This window comes from Shewanella goraebulensis, from assembly GCF_030252245.1.
Classification (GTDB): domain Bacteria; phylum Pseudomonadota; class Gammaproteobacteria; order Enterobacterales; family Shewanellaceae; genus Shewanella; species Shewanella goraebulensis.
On sequence record NZ_CP126972.1, the window covers coordinates 1,139,265 to 1,158,618 of the forward strand.

The following is a 19,354-nucleotide window of genomic DNA, read 5'->3' on the forward strand; positions in this document are numbered from 1 at the left end:
ATTTACCAATTCGTTATTTTTTAATGGTTTATACAATTGGCACGTCTAGTGCAATTACTCAAATAGGAAACGAAATAACAAATTATTTAACTCGATTACTATTTGAAGCACTAGGTATTAGATTATGACTATTCATGTAAAAAACAACATTCATTGGGTCGGACAACGTGACTGGGAAATTCAAGATTTTCACGGCACCGAATATAAAATGACCCGTGGCACCTCTTATAACAGCTATCTGATCCGTGAAGAAAAAACCGTTTTAATTGATACCGTCGATCATCGTTTTAGTCATCAGTTTATTCAAAACTTAGCAATGGAAATCGATTTAAATACTATCGACTACATTGTGATTAACCATGCTGAAGAAGATCACTCGGGTGCGTTATCAGCCTTAATGGAAAAAATTCCTAATACACCTATCTATTGTACAGAAGCGGCAATCGATTCGATTGTTGGGCATCATCATCACCCAGAATGGAACTTCAAGACCATTAAAACCGGTGAAAGCTTGGATATTGGTAATGGTAAACAACTGATATTTATTGAAGCGCCAATGCTGCATTGGCCTGACAGTATGATGACTTACATGACAGAAGATGCAGTGCTATTTAGTAACGATGCCTTTGGTCAGCACTATTGCGATGAGCATTTATTTAACGATGAAGTCGATCAAAATGAATTAAAAGAGCAGTGCTTACGCTACTACGCCAACATTCTTACCCCGTTTAGTAGCCTAGTAACGGCTAAAATCCATGAAGTATTAAGCTTTAATGTGCCAGTGGACATGATTGCTACTTCGCACGGCATTGTTTGGCGTGATAACCCAACGCAAATCATTCATCAATACCTTGAGTGGGCGGATAATTATCAAGAAGACAAAATCACCATTTTCTACGATTCCATGTCAAACAACACCCGCATGATGGCTGATGCCATTGCTCAAGGGATCCATGATGTAGACCCCGGAGTAGCGGTAAAAGTGTTTAATGTGTCAAAGCATGATAAGAATGAAATCTTATCGCATACCTTCCGTTCAAAAGGCGTATTAGTTGGCTCATCAACGATGAACAACGTAATGATGCCTAAGATTGCTGGCATGCTCGAAGAAATCACCGGCCTTCGCTTTAAAGAGAAAAAAGCAGCAGCCTTTGGTAGCTATGGCTGGAATGGCGGCGCTGTAGATCGCATTCATGCACGCTTAACTGATGCGGGTTTTGAAACTGCAATCAGTTTAAAAACCAAATGGCGCCCAGATGGCAAAGCCATGCGCGAGTGTCGTGAACATGGTCGCCAAATTGCTAAGCAGTGGGCTTTGCATGCGTTATCACCTGATGTGCAATCTGTTGAGGTTCAAAATGAAATGGCATTGTCAGAGTCAACAGCGCCTGAGCAACATCCTGCAGATTGTCAGTGCATGATTTGTACTGTGTGTAACTGGATTTATGATCCTGCCATCGGTGAGCCTAATCAAGGTGTTGAAGCGGGAACGCGTTGGGCGGATGTGCCTGATTACTTTCTCTGTCCTGAATGCAACTTAGGTAAAGATGTGTTTGCAGAGCATAACGCTTAATTCGCGTTTGTATTGATGAGTTACAGGTTGAGGATATCATGATGACAGCTCCAATTATCATCATTGGCAGTGGTTTTGCTGCCTATCAATTGATTAAAAATATTCGTAGACAAGATAACGAAGTGGCTATTCAGGTTTTTACTGGCGATAACGGTGATGAATATAACAAGCCCGATTTAAGTCATGTATTTACTAAAAAGCAAGATGCAGATGCCCTAGTACTTCAATCTGGAGCTGCATTTGCAAAGCAATACAAGGTCAGCTTATTTGCTAATACTTGGGTTGATGACATTGATACCCAAGCACAAAGTATTTTCGTTAATGGGCAAGCATACCCATATTCGAAACTGGTTTTCGCTACAGGCGCCAGCGCTTTTGTACCGCCAGTGTTAGGTGATGGCGCAGGAAAAGTGCTGACGTTAAATAGCCTTGCAGAATATAAACGATCTCAGGAGCAGATTAACTCAGCTAATGCTGTGTTGATTATGGGGGGAGGACTTATTGGTATTGAGCTTGCGATGGATTTACAAGCCAGTGGTAAGCAAGTGGTTGTAGTTGAACCCAATGGCAGAATATTGGCTAATGTCGCCCCTGATTTTGTTGCACTCAAACTTGAGCAGCAGCTACTGAGTGGTGGAGTGAGATTATCGTTAAATGATGCGGTTACCACTGTTCAGCTACAAGGCTATCTATCTGGCTCGAACAAACTGAATGTGGTGACTAAAACGGGTAAACAGTTTCAGGTTGATTGCGTGATATCTGCAGCAGGGCTTAGACCTAACACTCAGTTAGCTAAGCAAGCTGGTGTCGATGTTAATCGCGGCATTATGGTCAATAGCCAATTGATGACCTCAGATAGTCAGGTTTATGCTTTAGGTGATTGTGCGGAAATAAACGGCAAAGTCATGGCTTACTTACAACCGATAGTACTTAGCGCCAATGTCCTCGCTAAACAGCTTTTAGGACAAGAGTCTGAACTTAAATTACCGCCAATGATGGTGAAAGTGAAAACACCTTCATATCCGATTCAAGTGGGTGGTCAATTTAGTACTGATTCTGCTTGGAAGGTCAACTTTAATCAACAAAGTGTCAGTGCTGAAGCCTTTGATGAAAATGACAATATGACAGGGTTTGTGGTCACGAATAACCATGTGCAGCAGGCGTTTTCGTTATTGAGAAAAGTGCTAATTAATTAGTCGTCAATTTATGAGTGTTCAAACAGCTAATACTCAATTAATACTGAACTAGTGTAGGCGGTAAATAAGCCTGCTTATGAGGAGATTTATATGAGCCATCAACGTATTCCTAGCCATTGGAAAATCCAACGCTCAACGCCATTTTTTACCAAAGAAACGGTGCCAGCAGCATTATTGAGTCATCATAATACGGCCGCTGGTGTATTTGGGCAGTTATGCGTCATGGAAGGTGTGGTCACTTATTACGGTTTTGCCGATTCTGAGGCTACGGAACCAGAGGTCAAAGTGGTTATTCCTGCAGGCAGTTTTGCCACCAGTCCACCAGAGTATTGGCATCGTATTGAACTCAGTGATGATGCACAATTTAATATTAACTTTTGGTCTGATAAGGATAAGTCAGGCGAGAAAATGTTTAACGCAAAATAATGGCAATCACCTATCTTTGCTGGCAGTGAAGGCTTGGCCCGTTGGGACAAGCTTTGATTGTTGAGCGAGCTGTTTTTATCTGCGGTTTTTTGTAAGATGAGATAACCCCTGTCATTATCCCGCTAGATTTTATTATCAAGGACGTGAACGATGATAAAAAGCTCAACGTTAATAGTGATACTTAGAACTTGTATTTGTTGTGGCATTTGTCTGATTTTACTTGGTATTTATCTACATAACTTTAACCACACTGTTGAAGTGATGGGAGTAAAGGGGATTATTCTCAGCGCCATGTGTGTGGCATTTGGGATGGTGTTGTCATTGCCGACGAAAATGTATTTAACCCTAGTGCTGGTTAATCATGAAAACCATCAACGTGAACTTGAGCAGCAACAAAATGCCAGTCGCAAGTCTCACACCAAAGCGCAGCCCAACGATCCCTAACATCTCCCTTAGCTGTGAATCAAAAGCCATAGCAGAGCGACTTAAACCATAGCAGAGCGGCATAAGCCTTAGCAAAGCGGCATAAACTATCACAGAGCGACTTAAGCCTTAGCAAAGCGCTATAAACCATAGCAAAGCGGCATAAACTTTAGCAAAGCGGTATAAGTCTATTTGTTATTGTTCAGTACAGATCTTCCCACCTCTCAATTAGTTGTTCACTTTTCTAGTAAACCTTTCAGGTGTGCGCTTCGTATCAATAGCATGTTTGAATAATCTCTAGGGTGTGTTTTGTCAGACAATCGCTGCTTATTTGTGTTTACTCAAGACCTTCGCTTACACGACAACGTGGCGCTGAATTCGTTATTGCGTCACGCGCAATCAGTGCAGCATGGTGGTCGCTCAAACCAGCAAACGCCAAGTTTGGCTTTTGCCTATGTGTTTGATGAGCAATGGTTTACACCAAGATGTTACCAGCAGCAATCAATGGGGCCACACAAACTCAGTTTTTTACTGCAATCCTTGGCAGACCTTCAACAACAGCTCAGTGTATTAGGGCACTCATTGCAGTTATATTTTGGTAATCCTGTTGCAGTGGTTACTCAGTTGGCCGAACAAAACCGCATAAATGCGCTAGGTTACAGTAAATCAGTGGGCTGGGATGAAAGGCAATCTTGGCAGCAAATAGGTAAAAACCTGCCAGATGTCACTCTACTTGCACAGTGGAATAATGGTTTGTTCAATCAACAACAAATGACGCCTTATATTGATGCAATGAGCAGCTTCTCGCAGTTTCGCCGTAAAGTTGAAAAGGCGAAGTTAGCAGTGGAGTTACCTTGCGATACCTTCAATGGTATTTCGCCACACCCAATCACTTTAGTTAGCCAATATGAAACCGACTTCAGTCAGTTTCAAGCGCCATCTTCCGTTATATTTTCTGGCGGTGAAAAGGCGGCTAATAAGCATATTGAGCATTATTTTTCGAGTCACTACGCCAGCGACTATAAACAAACTCGTAATGCACTCGATGGCTTTGAACATTCGACTAAATTCAGTCCATTTCTTGCTATCGGTAATGTGTCGGCAAGGGCGTTATGGTCACAGCTAAAGCAATATGAGCGCATACATGGCGCGAATGAGTCTACATACTGGATAGGCTTTGAGCTGCTTTGGCGGGAGTATTTTCATTGGCTTGCTTGGCAACATGGCCCGCAGTTATTTCATTTTAAAGGCCAAGCAACAGTCAAGCCTCTGACGAGTTTTTTCCCTGAGCGATTTAAAAAATGGTGCTTAGGTAATACTCCTTATCCTTTGGTCAACGCTTGCATGAAACAGCTTAATACGACGGGTTACATGTCTAACCGCGGGCGACAGATTGTAGCCAGTTGTTTAGTGAATGAATTAGGCCTTGATTGGCGCTATGGCGCTGCCTATTTTGAGCAACAGTTGATTGATTATGATGTGGCATCTAACTGGGGAAACTGGCAGTACATTGCTGGCGTTGGTGTCGATCCAAGTGGTGGTCGCCATTTCAATATCGAAAAACAAACATCCATGTACGACCCTCAGCATGTTTTTATTCGCCATTGGTTGGGCGAGCAATGGCAGCAAGAGCTAGCGTTAAACTTAGATAGCCTTGATGCTGTCGATTGGCCACAAGAACATCAGGAGGCTGGCTAATGCCTATAGCGGTTGTGTGGCTTAAACGAGACTTACGCTTGTCTGATCACGCGCCTTTATTGGAGGCAATTAATTCGGGTTTGCCTGTATTACTTTTATATTGTTTTGAGCCCATAGTCGTTAACGACAAACACACTTCCGCTCGCCACTTACAGTTTATTAAGCAATCCTTGCAGGATATCGAGCACCGAGTCCCTCAAGGTGCGTTACGTTGCAGCCTTGATAACGTGACAGAAACCTTAACAGACTTACATCAGCAATTTGGTATATCGGCGTTATATTCACATCAAGAGGTGGGGCTTAATAGTACCTTTGAACGTGACATCGAAGTAGGGCAGTGGTGTGAGATTCAAGGCATTGATTGGCATGAAACACCCTATGCGGCAGTGATACGAGGTTTATCTGATAGGCAAAATTGGGACAAGCACTGGCAAAAGGTCATGCGTGCGCCCTTGGTAAATATTGATTTATCGGTAATTGATTGGCTGATTGATGATGAAGCGAAAGGTTCATTGAGTCGATGTGCTGCCTCGCTGCCCAACGCTATAGGCACATTTCAATATGGTGGCGAACAATCAGCTTGGCAAACGCTAACGTCGTTTTTTGAAGGGCGTGGCCAATCTTATGCCTACTCATTATCGAGCCCACTGTTAAGCCAAACCCACTGTTCACGCCTGTCGGCATATTTGGCGTGGGGCAATATAAGTTTGCGTCAGGTATACCAGCAACTTTTACAACACTGGAACACCAAAGGCTGGCGACGCAGTCTGGTGGCGTTAAGCTCAAGGCTGCACTGGCATTGCCATTTTATCCAAAAGTTTGAAAGTGAATCAGCAATGGAGTTTAGACCGGTCAATCGTGGCTACATTGATTTACCACGAGCCGAAGGGGTCGCTGCTATGCTCAAGTTAGAGGCTTGGAAAACCGGTAAAACAGGTATTCCTATGGTGGATGCGTGTATGCGATGTTTAATTCATACGGGCTATATCAACTTTAGAATGCGTGCCATGTTAGTGAGTTTTCTGACCCATCATTTACAGCTTGATTGGCGTTTAGGTGTGCAGCATCTTGCCCAGCTGTTTTTAGACTTTGAGCCAGGGATCCATTACAGCCAATTCCAAATGCAAGCTGGGGTTACTGGCATCAATACCATTCGGATTTATAACCCTGTAAAGCAAGGTATCGAAAAAGATTCTGATGGCGAGTTTGTCAAAAAGTGGTTACCTGAACTGGCAGATATTCCAGCTCCTTTAGTGCATTCACCTTGGATGTTGTCACCAATGGAGCAAATGATGCATCAAGTGCAACTCGGTATTGAATACCCTGAGCCAATCGTCGACCTAAGCCAAAGCTATAAAGCTGCGCAAAGCCTATTGTGGCAATGGCGCAGCCGACCTCAAGTCAAGCAAGAGGCCCAACGCTTGTTGCAGCGACATGTTAGGCAGGACTGATGAGAAAATCACAAGGGATAAAAAGAACCTTACCAAACAAAATATGTCTAGTGTGCCAGCGACCATTTAGTTGGCGTAAAAAATGGAAGCGGGATTGGCCTAATGTGAAGTACTGCTCTAAGCGCTGTGCGGGTGAAAGACGATAAGTCATTGTAAGCTCAGCGAAAACCGTACACTTGAATACAACACTTACTAAGGCTGAATTAGCTAATAAGCCATTAGTTAAAAGGGAAACGTCATGAAAACAGCCAATCGATTACGACTGATTTTAGGCGATCAACTTAATGCGTCACACTCTTGGTTTCGTCAGACCTGTCCAGAGACTTTATATGTTATTGCTGAGCTAAAACAAGAAACAAACTACACCCGTCATCATGGGCAAAAGGTATGTGCTTTTTTTGCGGCAATGGCCGCCTTTGCTAAGGCATTGCAGCAAGCTGGGCATCGTGTGTGCTATTTAACGTTAGATGACACTGCGTCATTTACAGATTTACCTGAATTATTTCATAGCCTGATTGAGCAATACCAAGTTACGCAGTTTGAGTATCAGTTGCCTGATGAGTATCGCCTGCGAGAGCAGTTAGCGAATGACATGAATTTCAACACAGGCGTTACGACTCAAGCCTACGAAACTGAACACTTTTATTTGTCTGATTCAGAGCTCAATGAGTACTTCAAAGCGGGTAAGAAACACCGTTTAGAGCACTTTTATCGCAAGATGCGTAAACGCGTTAATTTACTGATGGATGGAGACAATCCAGAAGGTGGGCAATGGAACTATGATGCTGAAAACAGGAAAAAGTTAACTCCTGCCGACTTTGAACATGTACCCGAAGCGTTAGTCTTTAGTCATGATGTTAGCGAAATAATTGCACGGCTAAAACGCCATGACATTCACACCATAGGTAAAATGTCACAGACCTTGCTTTGGCCAGTAACACGTCAGGAGGCACAGGATTTATTAGTGTATTTTTGTCGCGTTTGTTTAGTGCGTTTTGGCCAATTTCAAGATGCGATGACAGGCCAACTTGATACCTTGCTTTCTCAGCGACAATGGAGTCTATACCACTCTCGGTTATCCTTTGCCATTAATAGCAAAATGCTCAGTCCACAACATGTGGTCGACACCGCGATTGCATCTTATCGCCAAGCAGAGGGTGCCATCTCAATAGCTCAAATTGAAGGGTTTGTTCGTCAAATTTTAGGTTGGCGTGAATTTGTCCGTGGCGTGTATTGGGCCAATATGCCCGAGTATCAACAGTTAAACCATTTAGATGCTACCCAAGCTTTGCCTAGTTGGTTTTGGGACGCTAATACCAAGATGAATTGTCAACATCATGCCATTAAACAATCCCTCGATTATGCCTATGCTCATCATATTCAGCGTTTAATGGTCACGGGTAACTTTTGCCTGATTGCTGGCATTCATCCGGATGAAGTAGACCAGTGGTATTTAGGTATTTATATTGATGCGATTGAGTGGGTTGAAATGCCCAATACCCGAGGGATGAGCCAGTTTGCTGATGGTGGCATTGTTGGCTCAAAAGCCTATGCCGCTAGCGGTAACTATATTAAAAAAATGAGCGACTATTGCACAGACTGCCACTACAAGGTGAATCAAATTGACACAGAGGATGCGTGCCCGCTGAACTCGATGTATTGGCACTTTATGGATAAGCATCAACACAGTTTTAATGCCAACCCTCGCACTAGAATGGTGTATGCCAATTGGCTTAAAAAACCAGAAGCAGATAGGGCTCGTATACTTAAGCATGCCCACGGGTTATTAGCCAATTTAGATAATATCTAATGCTCAGTCTCAGTCTAATGCTCAGTCTCAATCTCAATCTCAGTCTCGACACATTGGCACCGAGAACTTTTACTTTAAATCAGGGCTAAGTCTCGCTTGGATTTATTTTACAACTTACAGGAAACGTCACCATATTATGGCAATTAAGCATTTCAGTTCAGCAGACATTAATGGCTTTGCAGATCGTCAACGAGCAAGGTTTATTAATAGCTTATCAGGGTTTAAAAGTGCCAATTTAGTGGCAACAATTGACGAGCAAGGCATCACTAATTTGGCGATGATAAGCTCGGTGTTTCACATTGGCGCATCACCTGCCTTAGTCGGTATGATCATTCGCCCAACCGCTGTGCAGCCTCCAGTAAAAAACACCCTCAAAAAAGCGAACATCAACGACGCTGATAATAAAGCTGTTCCCCGAAATACCTTAGCCAATATCAAACGCACTGGGGTTTACACCATCAACCACGTATCGGCAGATATTTATCAGCAGGCACACCAAACTTCGGCTAGGTACGATGATGCTATTTCAGAGTTTGATGCAGTAGGGCTTACAGAAACCTATATTGATGGAGTTGCTGCGCCATTTGTTCAACAAAGCCAGCTAAAGTTTTCGCTGTCAGTGCGGGAGATTACGCCGTTAACTATCAACAATACGATATTGGTGATTGGCGAAGTCAGCCATGTATTAGTGGATAACATTGCAGTGAAAGATGATGGTTATATTGATATCGAGTCGATAAATACCGCAGCAGTGTCGGGGCTTGATAGTTATCATACGACGACCAGATTATCACGCTTGAGCTATGCCAAAGTCGATAGGCCAGTACAAGCACTGGATATTTGATTGTAGCTGATGGCGGAAAATAGCGGATAATCAGCCACAATCGAGTTTTATTTTAATTAATCCAAGACTAATGGAGCAAAAACACCGATAATTCACCCCATTCGATAGATAGGCGCGATCGTTAGCGCTGATTTAAACATATTAGCTAAGCAAGTTGTGGGTGTATTCAATGGAAATCAAAGTTAACTTTCTCGATAACTTAAGGCTCGAAGCCAAGTTTGACGATTTTACGGTTACGGCCGATCAGCCTATTCGCTATAAAGGTGATGGTTCAGCGCCAAGTCCGTTTGATTACTTCCTTGCATCATCTGCGTTATGTGCGGCTTACTTCATCAAGGTTTATTGTAAAGCCCGTGATATTCCGACCGATAATATTCGCCTATCGCAAAACAACATTGTTGACCCTGAAGATCGTTACAACCAGATTTTTCAAATTCAAGTTGAACTGCCTGATGATATTTCAGAGAAAGATCGTACCGGCATATTACGTTCCATTGACCGTTGTACGGTAAAAAAGGTCGTGCAAACAGGCCCTGAATTTAAAATAGAAACGGTTGAAAACCTCGATAGTGATGCGAACGCCATGCTAATGGGGCAACCTGATGGTGATGAGTCTACCTACATTTTAGGTAAAGACTTACCGCTTGAAGAAACCATTAAAAATATGACCGGGATGCTGGCTGATCTTGGGATGAAAATTGAAATCTCATCGTGGCGCAACATCGTCCCTAACGTGTGGTCATTACATATTCGTGATGCAGCATCGCCAATGTGTTTTACCAATGGTAAAGGTGCAACCAAAGAAAGTGCATTATGCTCAGCGTTAGGCGAGTTCATTGAACGTTTAAACAATAACTTCTTCTATAACGATCAGTTTTTTGGCAACGAGATCGCCAACAGCGAGTTTGTTCATTACCCCAATGAAAAGTGGTTTGAACTTGAAGAAGACGATGCTTTACCACAAGGCATTTTAGACGAGTACACCCTTGAAATTTATAACCCAGATGAAGAGTTAAATGGCTCGCATTTGATTGATACTAACTCAGGCAATATTGAGCGCGGTATTTGCACGATTCCTTACACACGTCACAGCGATGGTGAAACGGTCTATTTCCCATCAAATCTGATTGAAAATTTATTTTTAAGTAACGGCATGAGCGCAGGTAATAACCTGCAAGAAGCCCAAGTGCAGTGCTTGTCTGAAATCTTTGAAAGAGCCATTAAACGCCAAATCATTGAGCAAGAAATTGTCCTTCCTGATGTACCAATGGCCGTATTAGAAAAGTATCCAAGCATTCTTGCGGGTATTAAAGGGTTAGAAGAGCAAGGTTTCCCTGTTGTGGTAAAAGATGCCTCACTTGGTGGTGAATTCCCAGTGATGTGCGTGACCTTAATGAACCCTAAAACGGGCGGCGTTTTTGCTTCATTTGGCGCACACCCAAGCTTTGAAGTGGCATTAGAGCGCAGCCTTACTGAGTTACTGCAAGGCCGCAGCTTTGAAGGCTTAAATGACGTGCCAAAGCCGACATTTAACAGCATGGCAGTGAGTGAGCCAGAGAACTTTGTTGAGCACTTTATTGACTCAACCGGTGTGGTTTCATGGCGATTCTTTAGCAGCAATTCAGAATATGAATTCTGTGAATGGGACTTCTCAGGTACATCTGAAGAAGAGGCAAACGGCTTATTCGGCATCTTAGAAGCCTTAGGTAAAGAGGTGTATACCGCTGAGTTTAACCAGTTAGGTGCATCAGCTTGTCGTATGTTGGTCCCTGATTTTTCTGAAGTTTACCCTGTGGAAGACCTGATTTGGGATAACACCAATAAAGCCTTAGATTATCGTGAAGATATTTTAAATCTGCATCGTTTATCTGATGAAGAGCTGGTGGATTTGGTTAACCGTTTAGATGAAAGTCAGCAAGATAACTACACTGACATTCGCACCATGATTGGTATTGTGTTTGATGAAAATACCGTCTGGGGACAGTTAACGATTATTGAGTTAAAAATCTTAATTTACCTTGCATTAGGTGCTCTTGAAGAAGCCCTTGAGTTAGTCGAAGACTTCCTGCAATTTAACGATAATACGGTTGAGCGTGGCTTATTCTATCAAGCTGTTAATGCTGTATTAGAAGTTGAGTTAGATGAAGAGCTGGAACTTGAGCACTTTATCCATAACTTTACCCGTATGTTCGGCGAAGAAGTGATGCAAAATGTGGTTGGTAGCGTAACAGGTGAAGTGAGATTCTATGGCCTAACTGAAACCAGCATCAACCTTGAAGGCATTGAGCCTCATTTACGCTTGATTGAAAGCTATAAGAAACTGCATCAAGCGCGTAAATTGGCTGCTAAGTTATAAGCTCAACGCTGCTTAATAATGCTAAATCGCGTTTTATTGAAATGAATTAAATGCCCGTTAGTGACTCACTAATGGGCATTTTTATTGTTATTTTAGCAAGTTATTGCTTCATTAATTTTCAGCATTCATTTCATTTGATTTCAGCTCAGCTCAGTTCATTCCCTTGCACTAACAAAAGCACTCTTTATCGTCAAAGCACTACTTATTCCCAAAGTACTATTTATCATGATTTACATCGGGTTGCGGTAATGTTCGTGTGTACTTTGAAGTTGTAACCTTGTTGTTCAACCATAGTGATTGCACAAATATACAATTGTTTGAGTAAGGTTTGCTGGTGGGTGTTATTTGATGGTTATGTTGATATTTTCTCTTTGTTTTTGTAACTAAGCTGTTGAATAAGAATGTTTTTAGCGGTTTTAGGCTTGTTTGTCATTCAGGTTGATTAACATGATGAGAAATAACAATAAACTCAAAATATTTCTTTCAGAGTGACATGATAATGACAAAGATAAAAGTGACGATGTTAGCTGCTTCAGTAGTGTTTTTACTGGGTTGTGATGATGTTGAGATCAATAATAACTACATTCAAAAAAGTCTAACCGCATCAAATGGCGCTTTATACGATCAAAACACCGCCTTTGAAGGTCGTGCGTATATGGACTACGACTTGCCAAGTATTAGTCCTCGTTTAGGCTATTGCTTCAATGGAAGCCTTGCTGTGCAAGTGTGTGCAGAGACATCATTTGATGGCCGAGTAGGGTACGATGAGGATTGGGTAGAAAACTATCAGGCGCTTGATTTAGATAATAAAACCGTGCGTTTTAAAACCTTCAATGAAGCCACAAACCCTGAACAAGATTTGATCCCATTGATTATTAATAAAGCCTATTCTTACAGCAGTGACTGGGAAAGCCGATTGATTGATTCTGCAAAACGTATTGAAAGCACAATTGGTCAGCGGATTTTTCAACGTGAAATACTGTATGTCGATATTCATGTAGAGGATGAATTCGCTGTTAGCCGAGATGATTTATATAACGGCAGCTATATGACGAATGACAGTAAGTTGAGTGCAGATGGTGTTGCTACCTCTTATAAACAACTGATTAAAGAGAATCCACATGTTGCAGGTGGCATTATTATGTCTGTTGGCTCCAATGTGGTTTACAAAAACTGTGGCGACTCTAAAGGTTCGGTGAGCTATGCACCTAAAACAAACTACATTCCATCACAAGTCATAGACTCAGAGGGTTATTTGAGTAATGAAGGCTTTGTGTGGGTCAATTTAGGCGTAGTATCGGGCACGTGCAATAACCTGAATAATGTCAGTAATAGCATTATTGATCATGAGTTGGGGCACTTGATCGGCCTTGCCGATCATTTTGAAGATTATGGTCATGGCGCAGCTTGGGGGGATGGAGCCAAAGCAGTGCTTAAAGCGTTATACAACAATCCGCTCGGCACGCCTTATGACTTAATTGAAAAACCATAAAACTGATATCATATCAATGTGAGTCACTAACAGTGGTGGCTAAATTAAGTTGTTGATTATGATTTGATTTTGTCACTGGCTTACATTAAAAAGCGAACCTCATGGTTCGCTTTTTAAGTTTATATAAATTCGTCGAGATCACGAATATTTTTTAAAAAACGCTCATAAATAATCGTTGTAATTTTTGAGCTAATGCGTCTTTTTGTTGTATTTTCATATCATGGCTTTTCTGAATATTAGTCTCTAGCATAGCAAGTACAAAGTCTTTGCCAGCTTTGTCTCGATCCTGTTGATTAGGGAAGAGCTCCCTAATTTTTGCGAGTTCATTATAGTCAAACCAAATCCCCCCACAGCCAGGACATTCATCCACTTCTACTTGATTTTTCGGACTGTAAAAATATCGGCGCATGACGATATCGGGACATTTCGGGCAATTAATTCTTTGGCTATAATCTATTGCAGATGGGGTAAATTGAGATAAATGCTCTACCAGCACCGAACCGCGCTTTTCATGTTCTTCGTCAAAATGCATCAGCTCATAATTGTCAAAAAAGACACCACCAGAGGCTTTGGAAAACTCGACCGTTATACCGCCGACTTTGATAGGTGTTAGTTCAGACGCCGTTCTTGGGCATTTCATGTCGTTACTCCTTTAACTGCTAGGTTTATATGCTTCATTATAAAGATTAATTTGCTGTTAAGTTACTTTTAATGGGTGTATTGGTAAAGCTTTAAAATAGAGTTAGGTTTAGCAAATTGACGATTAAGCTTTACAGCCATCAGTAGCATATTTTGCATAATTAAACGTGTCTAACCCAACAATTAGATCGCCAGTAAACTCATTTTAGTTTCATTCAAAAAACCTCTGCAGCAATTGATATTGCCTAAATAAACTTTTTACTTTCCCCAATATTTACATTGTCAATTATAGAGATGAGAGCCGTTGATGAAATACACTGCGTGATTAATGGCTTTTATTTAACCAGTGATTATGGATATAACGTGACGATACTTATCATTGAAGATGACCAAGAATTAAACAATCAACTGGCAGAGCTTCTTTGCCAAAAAGGATATGAAGTTGAGCAATGTTTTGATGGTGAAACAGGATTAATTAAAGCATCGTCAGATCATTATCAGCTTATTTTATTAGATGTCATGCTCCCTAAAAGAGATGGTTTTTCATTACTTAATATTTTACGAAAATCCTCTCAAACTCCAGTGATCATGGTGACGGCAAAGGGGGCTGAGCAAGAGCGGATTCAAGGCTTTAGTCAAGGCGCTGACGATTATGTGGCTAAACCTTTTAGCACCACAGAATTACTCTTTCGTATAGAGGCGTTATTAAGACGTAGCTCATCCGAAGACAGGGTTGTGTTATTGCAGCAAATGACCCTTGAAAACTTATTAGTTGATGCCAAATCGCAACAGGTTGCAGTAGATGGCCTGATCCTCGATTTTACCCCGATTCAATTTAAGCTTTTATGGGAATTGATGCTGAATCAAGGTGAAGTGCTCAGTAAAGCTTACCTGTATCAAAAAGTGCTAAATCGCAGTATTAGCGCTTATGACCGCAGTTTAGACATGCATTTAAGCCGTGTGCGAAAAAAAATTAATCAAGCTCAAGGCCCCGGCCAGCGTATTACCACCTGTCATGGAAAAGGATACTGCTGCATATGAATCGTCGATTATTTTGGAAGCTTTGCTTAGTCATTGCCACGGGCGTTGTTGCGCTGTTTTACTTAATTAACCATCTCACTACTCGAACAGAAGAAGGGATGAGTTTACTGGCGCTGCAAGATCGCCAGCAACTAACCCAGTGGGGAGAAAAAGCTGAACAGCTTTATCAAGCGGGCGATTTAGACAAATTAAACGTTTGGTTAAATGAGCTACAAACTCAAGAAAATACTTGGATTACCATTGCCAGCTATGACATCGAGCATATCGCCGGAAATAAGTTAAAAGAGCGTTTTTATACAGGGTATAACTTAGGGCGCAGCGTGGATTGGAAAATCCATTTATATTTTGAACAAAACCCAGTAATGGAGTTGCCATTTAGCCAAGGTCAAACGAGTTTACTGATCCAACTCCCTAATAGAATGCGACCCGGTACCTATTGGCAATATACAGAGGCTACAATGCAAATCATTGTGCCGACGATTTTATTAGCCTTATTGTCGTATTTTCTTTATCGCTACATCATGCGGCCGTTACAACAAATGCAATTAGCCACTCGTCATTTTAGTGCTGGTGATTATGATGTTAGAGCTGCGACCTTGATGGGAAACCGAAATGACGAGTTTGCTGATTTAGCTATTGCGTTTGATCAAATGGCCATTCGCATCGGGGAGCAATTAATTAGCCAGCGGCAACTTATTGCGGATTTATCCCATGAATTGCGCACCCCATTAACACGCTTAGATATTGCGCTAGCATCGGCCGAAACCTCAGCACCTTCGGCGCATTTTGATCGCATTAGCCGAGAATCGAAACATATTCGTAAGCTAGTAGAAGACACCTTAACCCTTGCATGGCTTGAGAATGAGCAGCCCAAACTTCAAAGTGAATCACTGGAGTTAACTGACTTACTTGATGTGGTCATTGATGATGCTAAGTTTGAATTCCCGAAAGTGGACATTCAATGTGAACTCCCCACAAGCGCATTGATTGAGCACTCAAGTCACCGCGCGGCAGGTCAGGCAATCGAGAATATTCTTCGTAATGCACTGCGCTATACGCCCAATGGAAAAAGTGTGATGGTGAAGCTTAAAGATGATGGATATCAATATCTAATCACTATTGAAGATCAAGGGCCTGGGGTTCCACACCATCTATTGAACACCATTTTTAATCCTTTTTTCAGAGTCGATAAATCACGAGAGCGTGATGGTAGCTCATTCGGGTTAGGTTTAGCCTTGGCTAAAAGGCAGCTATTGGCAATCAGAGGTCAAGTCACAGCAGATAATCGTATCGATGGTGGGCTTTGTATGACAGTTGTCTTACCTAAAGTGTAAAGCTTAAGCGCTAACGCTTTATGCATGCATTGTAGGAGCTAACGGCTCAGTTGTGGCTAAGTTATGGCTCAGTTATAACGAAGTGGATATTGTGCAAATGTAACAATTGTAAAAGTACTATCGTAAATGTTAGTAAATGATAATAATTCGCATTAACTTTTGGATGTAGATAAAGGCGAATTATGAAAAACACTAGATCACCAATGACGCTTAAACCATTGGTAGTAGCCGTTGCGCTAGCCACATTTGGCCCCCAAGCCATTGCGGTTGAATCTGAAGAGGAGCAAAGCTTAGCCTCGATAGAGAAAATGACAGTGGTAGGACAAACCACTAACACCGTCATTACACCGCAAGAACTAGAAAAGTTTCAAGCAAATGATCTTGCAGATATTTTTAGGCTTGTGCCTTCTGTATCTGTCGGTGGCTCAGTTGGGATTGCGCAAAAAATCTATATCCGTGGTCTTGAAGATACCTTACTCAATATTACCGTCGATGGTGCTCCTCAAACGGGAACACTATTTCATCACATAGGCCGTGTGGCTATTTCCCCTGAATTATTAAAAGAAGTCGATGTGCAAGCGGGCGCTGGTGAAGCGACCAGTGGTGCAGGAGCGATAGGTGGTGCCATTCGCTTTAAAACCAAAAATGTTGATGATCTACTTGCAGCTGATGAACGCTTTGGTGGCACAGTTAAAGGGGGTTATTTCACCAATGATGGTTATCAAGCCAGCGGGACTTTATATGGCAGATTGACGGATAACTGGGGCGCTATGGGGTCTTATGTTTATGTTGATCGAGAAAACATGGAAGACGGTGCTGGTAACGAGTTGTTTGGCACGGCAGCTGAGCAGCAATTAGGCTTTTTCAAACTGAATGGTGAGTTAACTGAAAATCAGCAACTGAGCATCAGTGTTGAGCAGCGTAATGAACAAGGTGACTTTGGCGCACGTCCAAACTGGCCGACATTAGAGGGCGACACTTTATTTCCTATCGAAGGTGATCGAACCACCTTTGTGCTGAACCATCAATTTAACCTTAACCGATATGTGAACCTTGAAACCAGCTTATACCATACCAGTGCTAGCGTTGAGCAAGACAGGTACGATCGCTGGGGGAAATACGGTGGAGACATGACGACCTATGGTTTTGATATTCGCAATGTATCGCTAGTTGGCAGTCATACCTTGACCTATGGATTTGAGCTGCGCCAAGACGAAGTCTCTAGTGAATACTTAGCAGAGGATGCTATCTGGCAAGATTGGGCATGGGATGCCAGTGTGGGAAAATTCGAAGAAGAAGGCCAAGTACTGGGTATTTACATCCAAGACCATTGGCAAATCACCGATGCCTTATTGTTGAGTGTGGGTGTACGTTACGATCAATATGACTTAGAGCAAACCACTTATCAAAATGAAACCGACAGTGACGGTGTTAGCCCAAATATTGGTTTGAATTATCAGTTTAATGATAATTGGTTATTAACTGTTGGTTATGCAGAAGCCATGCGCGGCAAAGAAGTCGGCGATGCCTTTACTTTAGAGCAAGCGCCAGATTGGGTATCAATAGATCCTGATTTAAAAGCGGAAGAAGTGGACAATACTGAAATAGGCTTAACCTACAGCGACAACCATTGGCAAGTCACTGCATCGGTTTATCAAAGTAATATTGATAATGTGATATTAGATCAAATTGGCCGTGGTGTATTTTATGAAAATGTCGGCGAACTTGAAATGCAGGGTTTTGAATTAAAAGCGAATTACTGGTATGACGGCCTGAATGTTGTTGCTAGTTACAGTGACAATGATTCTGAGCTTAATGGCAATACAGTAGAAGGTTACGAGCATATTGGTTTAGCCAATGCCCGTGGTGATACATGGGGATTAAATGTCAGCTACCTATTATCTGATAGCTGGGAGCTAGGCTGGAACTTCATGTATGTTGATGATCTGAACAATATCGAAGTGTTGCAACGAGGTGTTGAAATTGGCTGGATCGATCAAACACAGTTTATCGATAAACCAAGCTATGACGTTCATGATATTTATGTGCAATGGCTACCACTAGACAGTGATCAACTTAAAGTAAATCTTGCGGTTCAAAACCTATTTGATGAGCACTATCGTGACCATTCTAGTGTCGGCGATTATAACGATATTCCTGGCTGGGAAGGCGTAGCGGGTTTGTATGAAGCTGGTCGTGACATCAGAGTGTCGCTAAGTTATCAATTTTAATTTTGTTTAAATGACTGTCGCGGTTATGGCGCTTGCCATAACCGTTTTTTAGTTTGATAGGTGACAAGAATGAAAGCAAAAACACGATTGTTGTGGATGAAGTTACACGGTTATATAGCGTGTTTTTTTCTGCCCATTACCCTGATTTATATCATCACAGGTATGTTGTATTTTTTTGATATTAAAGGTGAAGTCAGCAAAGATATCGAATACTTTGTGCCAACAACTGAAGGCTGGCCTGATAACGAGCAAAGTGCTAAAAAGTTTGTGGTTAACTTCTTAAAAGGGAAGTCACATTTACCGCTGCCAGAAGACTATTATTGGGAAGGCGTGCACGATTGGTACGGACATCGACAAGAGGTGATTTTAGCCAAGACTGATGATCCGAATACTTTAGAAATTCACATCAAAGAACATGACTTTTTGATGCAATTATTAATTATTCATAAAGGGTTTGCTGGGTCTTTTTTCAAAGTATTTTCTATCCTATTTGGGATAAGTTTAGCATTTAGCATTATCAGTGGGGTGGTGATTACACTGCAGTTACCACAATTAAAAGTCCCATCACTCATTAGTATTGCAGCAGGAGCATTAGCCCTTTCTGTAGGGTTTATATTGTGATGAATCAACTTAATGAAACTGGCACTTTAGTGAATTTTTAAAACGGTTTAGCAGGATATATTGAGAGGTATTAGATTATGGTTAAACAGGATAACGGTTAATACTATCTGCGCTAGAATACTAGCTTTACTGAATACTAGCTTTACTGAATACTATCTTTACGAGAATACTAGCTTTACTGAATACTAGCTTTACGAAAATACTATCCTTACTGAATAC

16 protein-coding genes are annotated in these 19,354 nt (G+C 41.7%); 15 read left to right on the forward strand and 1 reads right to left on the reverse strand.

Features of this window, described 5'->3' with window-relative positions; translation table 11 throughout:
• The first annotated feature begins 124 nt into the window (after positions 1–124).
• From norV to QPX86_RS04700, 11 genes are all read left to right on the forward strand, one after another.
• The gene (gene norV, locus QPX86_RS04650) at positions 125–1,573 is read left to right on the forward strand and encodes an anaerobic nitric oxide reductase flavorubredoxin (protein ID WP_220753201.1); all 1,449 of its coding nucleotides are present in this window, start codon (positions 125–127) and stop codon (positions 1,571–1,573) included.
• Positions 1,574–1,614: 41 nt separating this feature from the next.
• The gene (gene norW / locus QPX86_RS04655; protein WP_285164485.1) at positions 1,615–2,769 is read left to right on the forward strand and encodes an NADH:flavorubredoxin reductase NorW; all 1,155 of its coding nucleotides are present in this window, start codon (positions 1,615–1,617) and stop codon (positions 2,767–2,769) included.
• Between the two features lie 90 nt (positions 2,770–2,859).
• Positions 2,860–3,195, forward strand: a complete 336-nt coding sequence (locus QPX86_RS04660; protein WP_220753199.1) for a DUF1971 domain-containing protein — start codon at positions 2,860–2,862, stop codon at positions 3,193–3,195.
• A gap of 153 nt (positions 3,196–3,348) precedes the next feature.
• Positions 3,349–3,639: a hypothetical protein gene (locus QPX86_RS04665; RefSeq protein WP_374758483.1), complete on the forward strand. Its 291-nt coding sequence runs from the start codon at positions 3,349–3,351 to the stop codon at positions 3,637–3,639.
• A 288-nt stretch (positions 3,640–3,927) separates the two neighbouring features.
• Entirely contained in the window at positions 3,928–5,316 is a 1,389-nt protein-coding gene (locus QPX86_RS04670) for a DASH family cryptochrome (RefSeq protein WP_285164486.1), read from the forward strand.
• Positions 5,316–6,767, forward strand: a complete 1,452-nt coding sequence (locus tag QPX86_RS04675; protein ID WP_285164487.1) for an FAD-binding domain-containing protein — start codon at positions 5,316–5,318, stop codon at positions 6,765–6,767. The genes QPX86_RS04670 and QPX86_RS04675 overlap by 1 nt, the downstream gene beginning before the upstream one ends.
• Positions 6,767–6,913 (forward strand): DUF2256 domain-containing protein, encoded by a 147-nt coding sequence (locus tag QPX86_RS04680; protein WP_285164488.1) that lies wholly within the window; start codon positions 6,767–6,769, stop codon positions 6,911–6,913. Before QPX86_RS04675 ends, QPX86_RS04680 begins: the two co-directional genes overlap by 1 nt.
• 92 nt (positions 6,914–7,005) lie before the next feature.
• Complete coding sequence (locus tag QPX86_RS04685) at positions 7,006–8,577, forward strand: cryptochrome/photolyase family protein (RefSeq protein ID WP_285164489.1); 1,572 nt, start codon at positions 7,006–7,008, stop codon at positions 8,575–8,577.
• Between the two features lie 136 nt (positions 8,578–8,713).
• Entirely contained in the window at positions 8,714–9,421 is a 708-nt protein-coding gene (locus QPX86_RS04690; protein WP_285164490.1) for a flavin reductase family protein, read from the forward strand.
• A gap of 169 nt (positions 9,422–9,590) precedes the next feature.
• Positions 9,591–11,777 (forward strand): OsmC domain/YcaO domain-containing protein, encoded by a 2,187-nt coding sequence (locus QPX86_RS04695; protein ID WP_055024842.1) that lies wholly within the window; start codon positions 9,591–9,593, stop codon positions 11,775–11,777.
• A gap of 499 nt (positions 11,778–12,276) precedes the next feature.
• On the forward strand, positions 12,277–13,269 hold the full coding sequence (locus QPX86_RS04700; RefSeq protein WP_285164491.1) for a hypothetical protein: 993 nt from the start codon (positions 12,277–12,279) through the stop codon (positions 13,267–13,269).
• 151 nt (positions 13,270–13,420) lie between these two features.
• Here the strand turns inward: QPX86_RS04700 and QPX86_RS04705 are convergent, their stop codons facing one another.
• Complete coding sequence (locus tag QPX86_RS04705; RefSeq protein WP_285164492.1) at positions 13,421–13,909, reverse strand: TFIIB-type zinc ribbon-containing protein; 489 nt, start codon at positions 13,907–13,909, stop codon at positions 13,421–13,423.
• Positions 13,910–14,271: 362 nt separating this feature from the next.
• On the opposite strand from QPX86_RS04705, the gene QPX86_RS04710 reads away from it, so the two are divergent.
• The 4 genes from QPX86_RS04710 (at position 14,272) to QPX86_RS04725 (ending at position 19,135) form a co-directional block, all read left to right on the forward strand.
• Positions 14,272–14,949, forward strand: a complete 678-nt coding sequence (locus tag QPX86_RS04710; RefSeq protein WP_225442178.1) for a response regulator transcription factor — start codon at positions 14,272–14,274, stop codon at positions 14,947–14,949.
• Complete coding sequence (locus tag QPX86_RS04715) at positions 14,946–16,283, forward strand: sensor histidine kinase (RefSeq protein WP_285164493.1); 1,338 nt, start codon at positions 14,946–14,948, stop codon at positions 16,281–16,283. The genes QPX86_RS04710 and QPX86_RS04715 overlap by 4 nt, the downstream gene beginning before the upstream one ends.
• 182 nt (positions 16,284–16,465) lie before the next feature.
• On the forward strand, positions 16,466–18,514 hold the full coding sequence (locus QPX86_RS04720; protein ID WP_285164494.1) for a TonB-dependent receptor: 2,049 nt from the start codon (positions 16,466–16,468) through the stop codon (positions 18,512–18,514).
• Positions 18,515–18,583: 69 nt separating this feature from the next.
• Positions 18,584–19,135, forward strand: a complete 552-nt coding sequence (locus tag QPX86_RS04725) for a PepSY domain-containing protein (RefSeq protein WP_285164495.1) — start codon at positions 18,584–18,586, stop codon at positions 19,133–19,135.
• Positions 19,136–19,354 lie beyond the last annotated feature (219 nt).

Excerpts from the sequence above, each read along its gene's own strand:
- QPX86_RS04660 (WP_220753199.1), top strand. The coding sequence starts at position 2,860 with ATGAGCCATCAACGTATTCCTAGCCATTGGAAAATCCAACGCTCAACG.
- QPX86_RS04725 (WP_285164495.1), top strand. The coding sequence starts at position 18,584 with ATGAAAGCAAAAACACGATTGTTGTGGATGAAGTTACACGGTTATATA.
- QPX86_RS04700 (WP_285164491.1), top strand. The coding sequence starts at position 12,277 with ATGACAAAGATAAAAGTGACGATGTTAGCTGCTTCAGTAGTGTTTTTA.
- norW (WP_285164485.1), top strand. The coding sequence starts at position 1,615 with ATGACAGCTCCAATTATCATCATTGGCAGTGGTTTTGCTGCCTATCAA.
- QPX86_RS04675 (WP_285164487.1), top strand. The coding sequence starts at position 5,316 with ATGCCTATAGCGGTTGTGTGGCTTAAACGAGACTTACGCTTGTCTGAT.
- QPX86_RS04705 (WP_285164492.1), bottom strand. The coding sequence starts at position 13,909 with ATGAAATGCCCAAGAACGGCGTCTGAACTAACACCTATCAAAGTCGGC.
- QPX86_RS04685 (WP_285164489.1), top strand. The coding sequence starts at position 7,006 with ATGAAAACAGCCAATCGATTACGACTGATTTTAGGCGATCAACTTAAT.
- QPX86_RS04690 (WP_285164490.1), top strand. The coding sequence starts at position 8,714 with ATGGCAATTAAGCATTTCAGTTCAGCAGACATTAATGGCTTTGCAGAT.
- QPX86_RS04720 (WP_285164494.1), top strand. The coding sequence starts at position 16,466 with ATGAAAAACACTAGATCACCAATGACGCTTAAACCATTGGTAGTAGCC.
- QPX86_RS04680 (WP_285164488.1), top strand. The coding sequence starts at position 6,767 with ATGAGAAAATCACAAGGGATAAAAAGAACCTTACCAAACAAAATATGT.
- QPX86_RS04695 (WP_055024842.1), top strand. The coding sequence starts at position 9,591 with ATGGAAATCAAAGTTAACTTTCTCGATAACTTAAGGCTCGAAGCCAAG.
- norV (WP_220753201.1), top strand. The coding sequence starts at position 125 with ATGACTATTCATGTAAAAAACAACATTCATTGGGTCGGACAACGTGAC.
- QPX86_RS04715 (WP_285164493.1), top strand. The coding sequence starts at position 14,946 with ATGAATCGTCGATTATTTTGGAAGCTTTGCTTAGTCATTGCCACGGGC.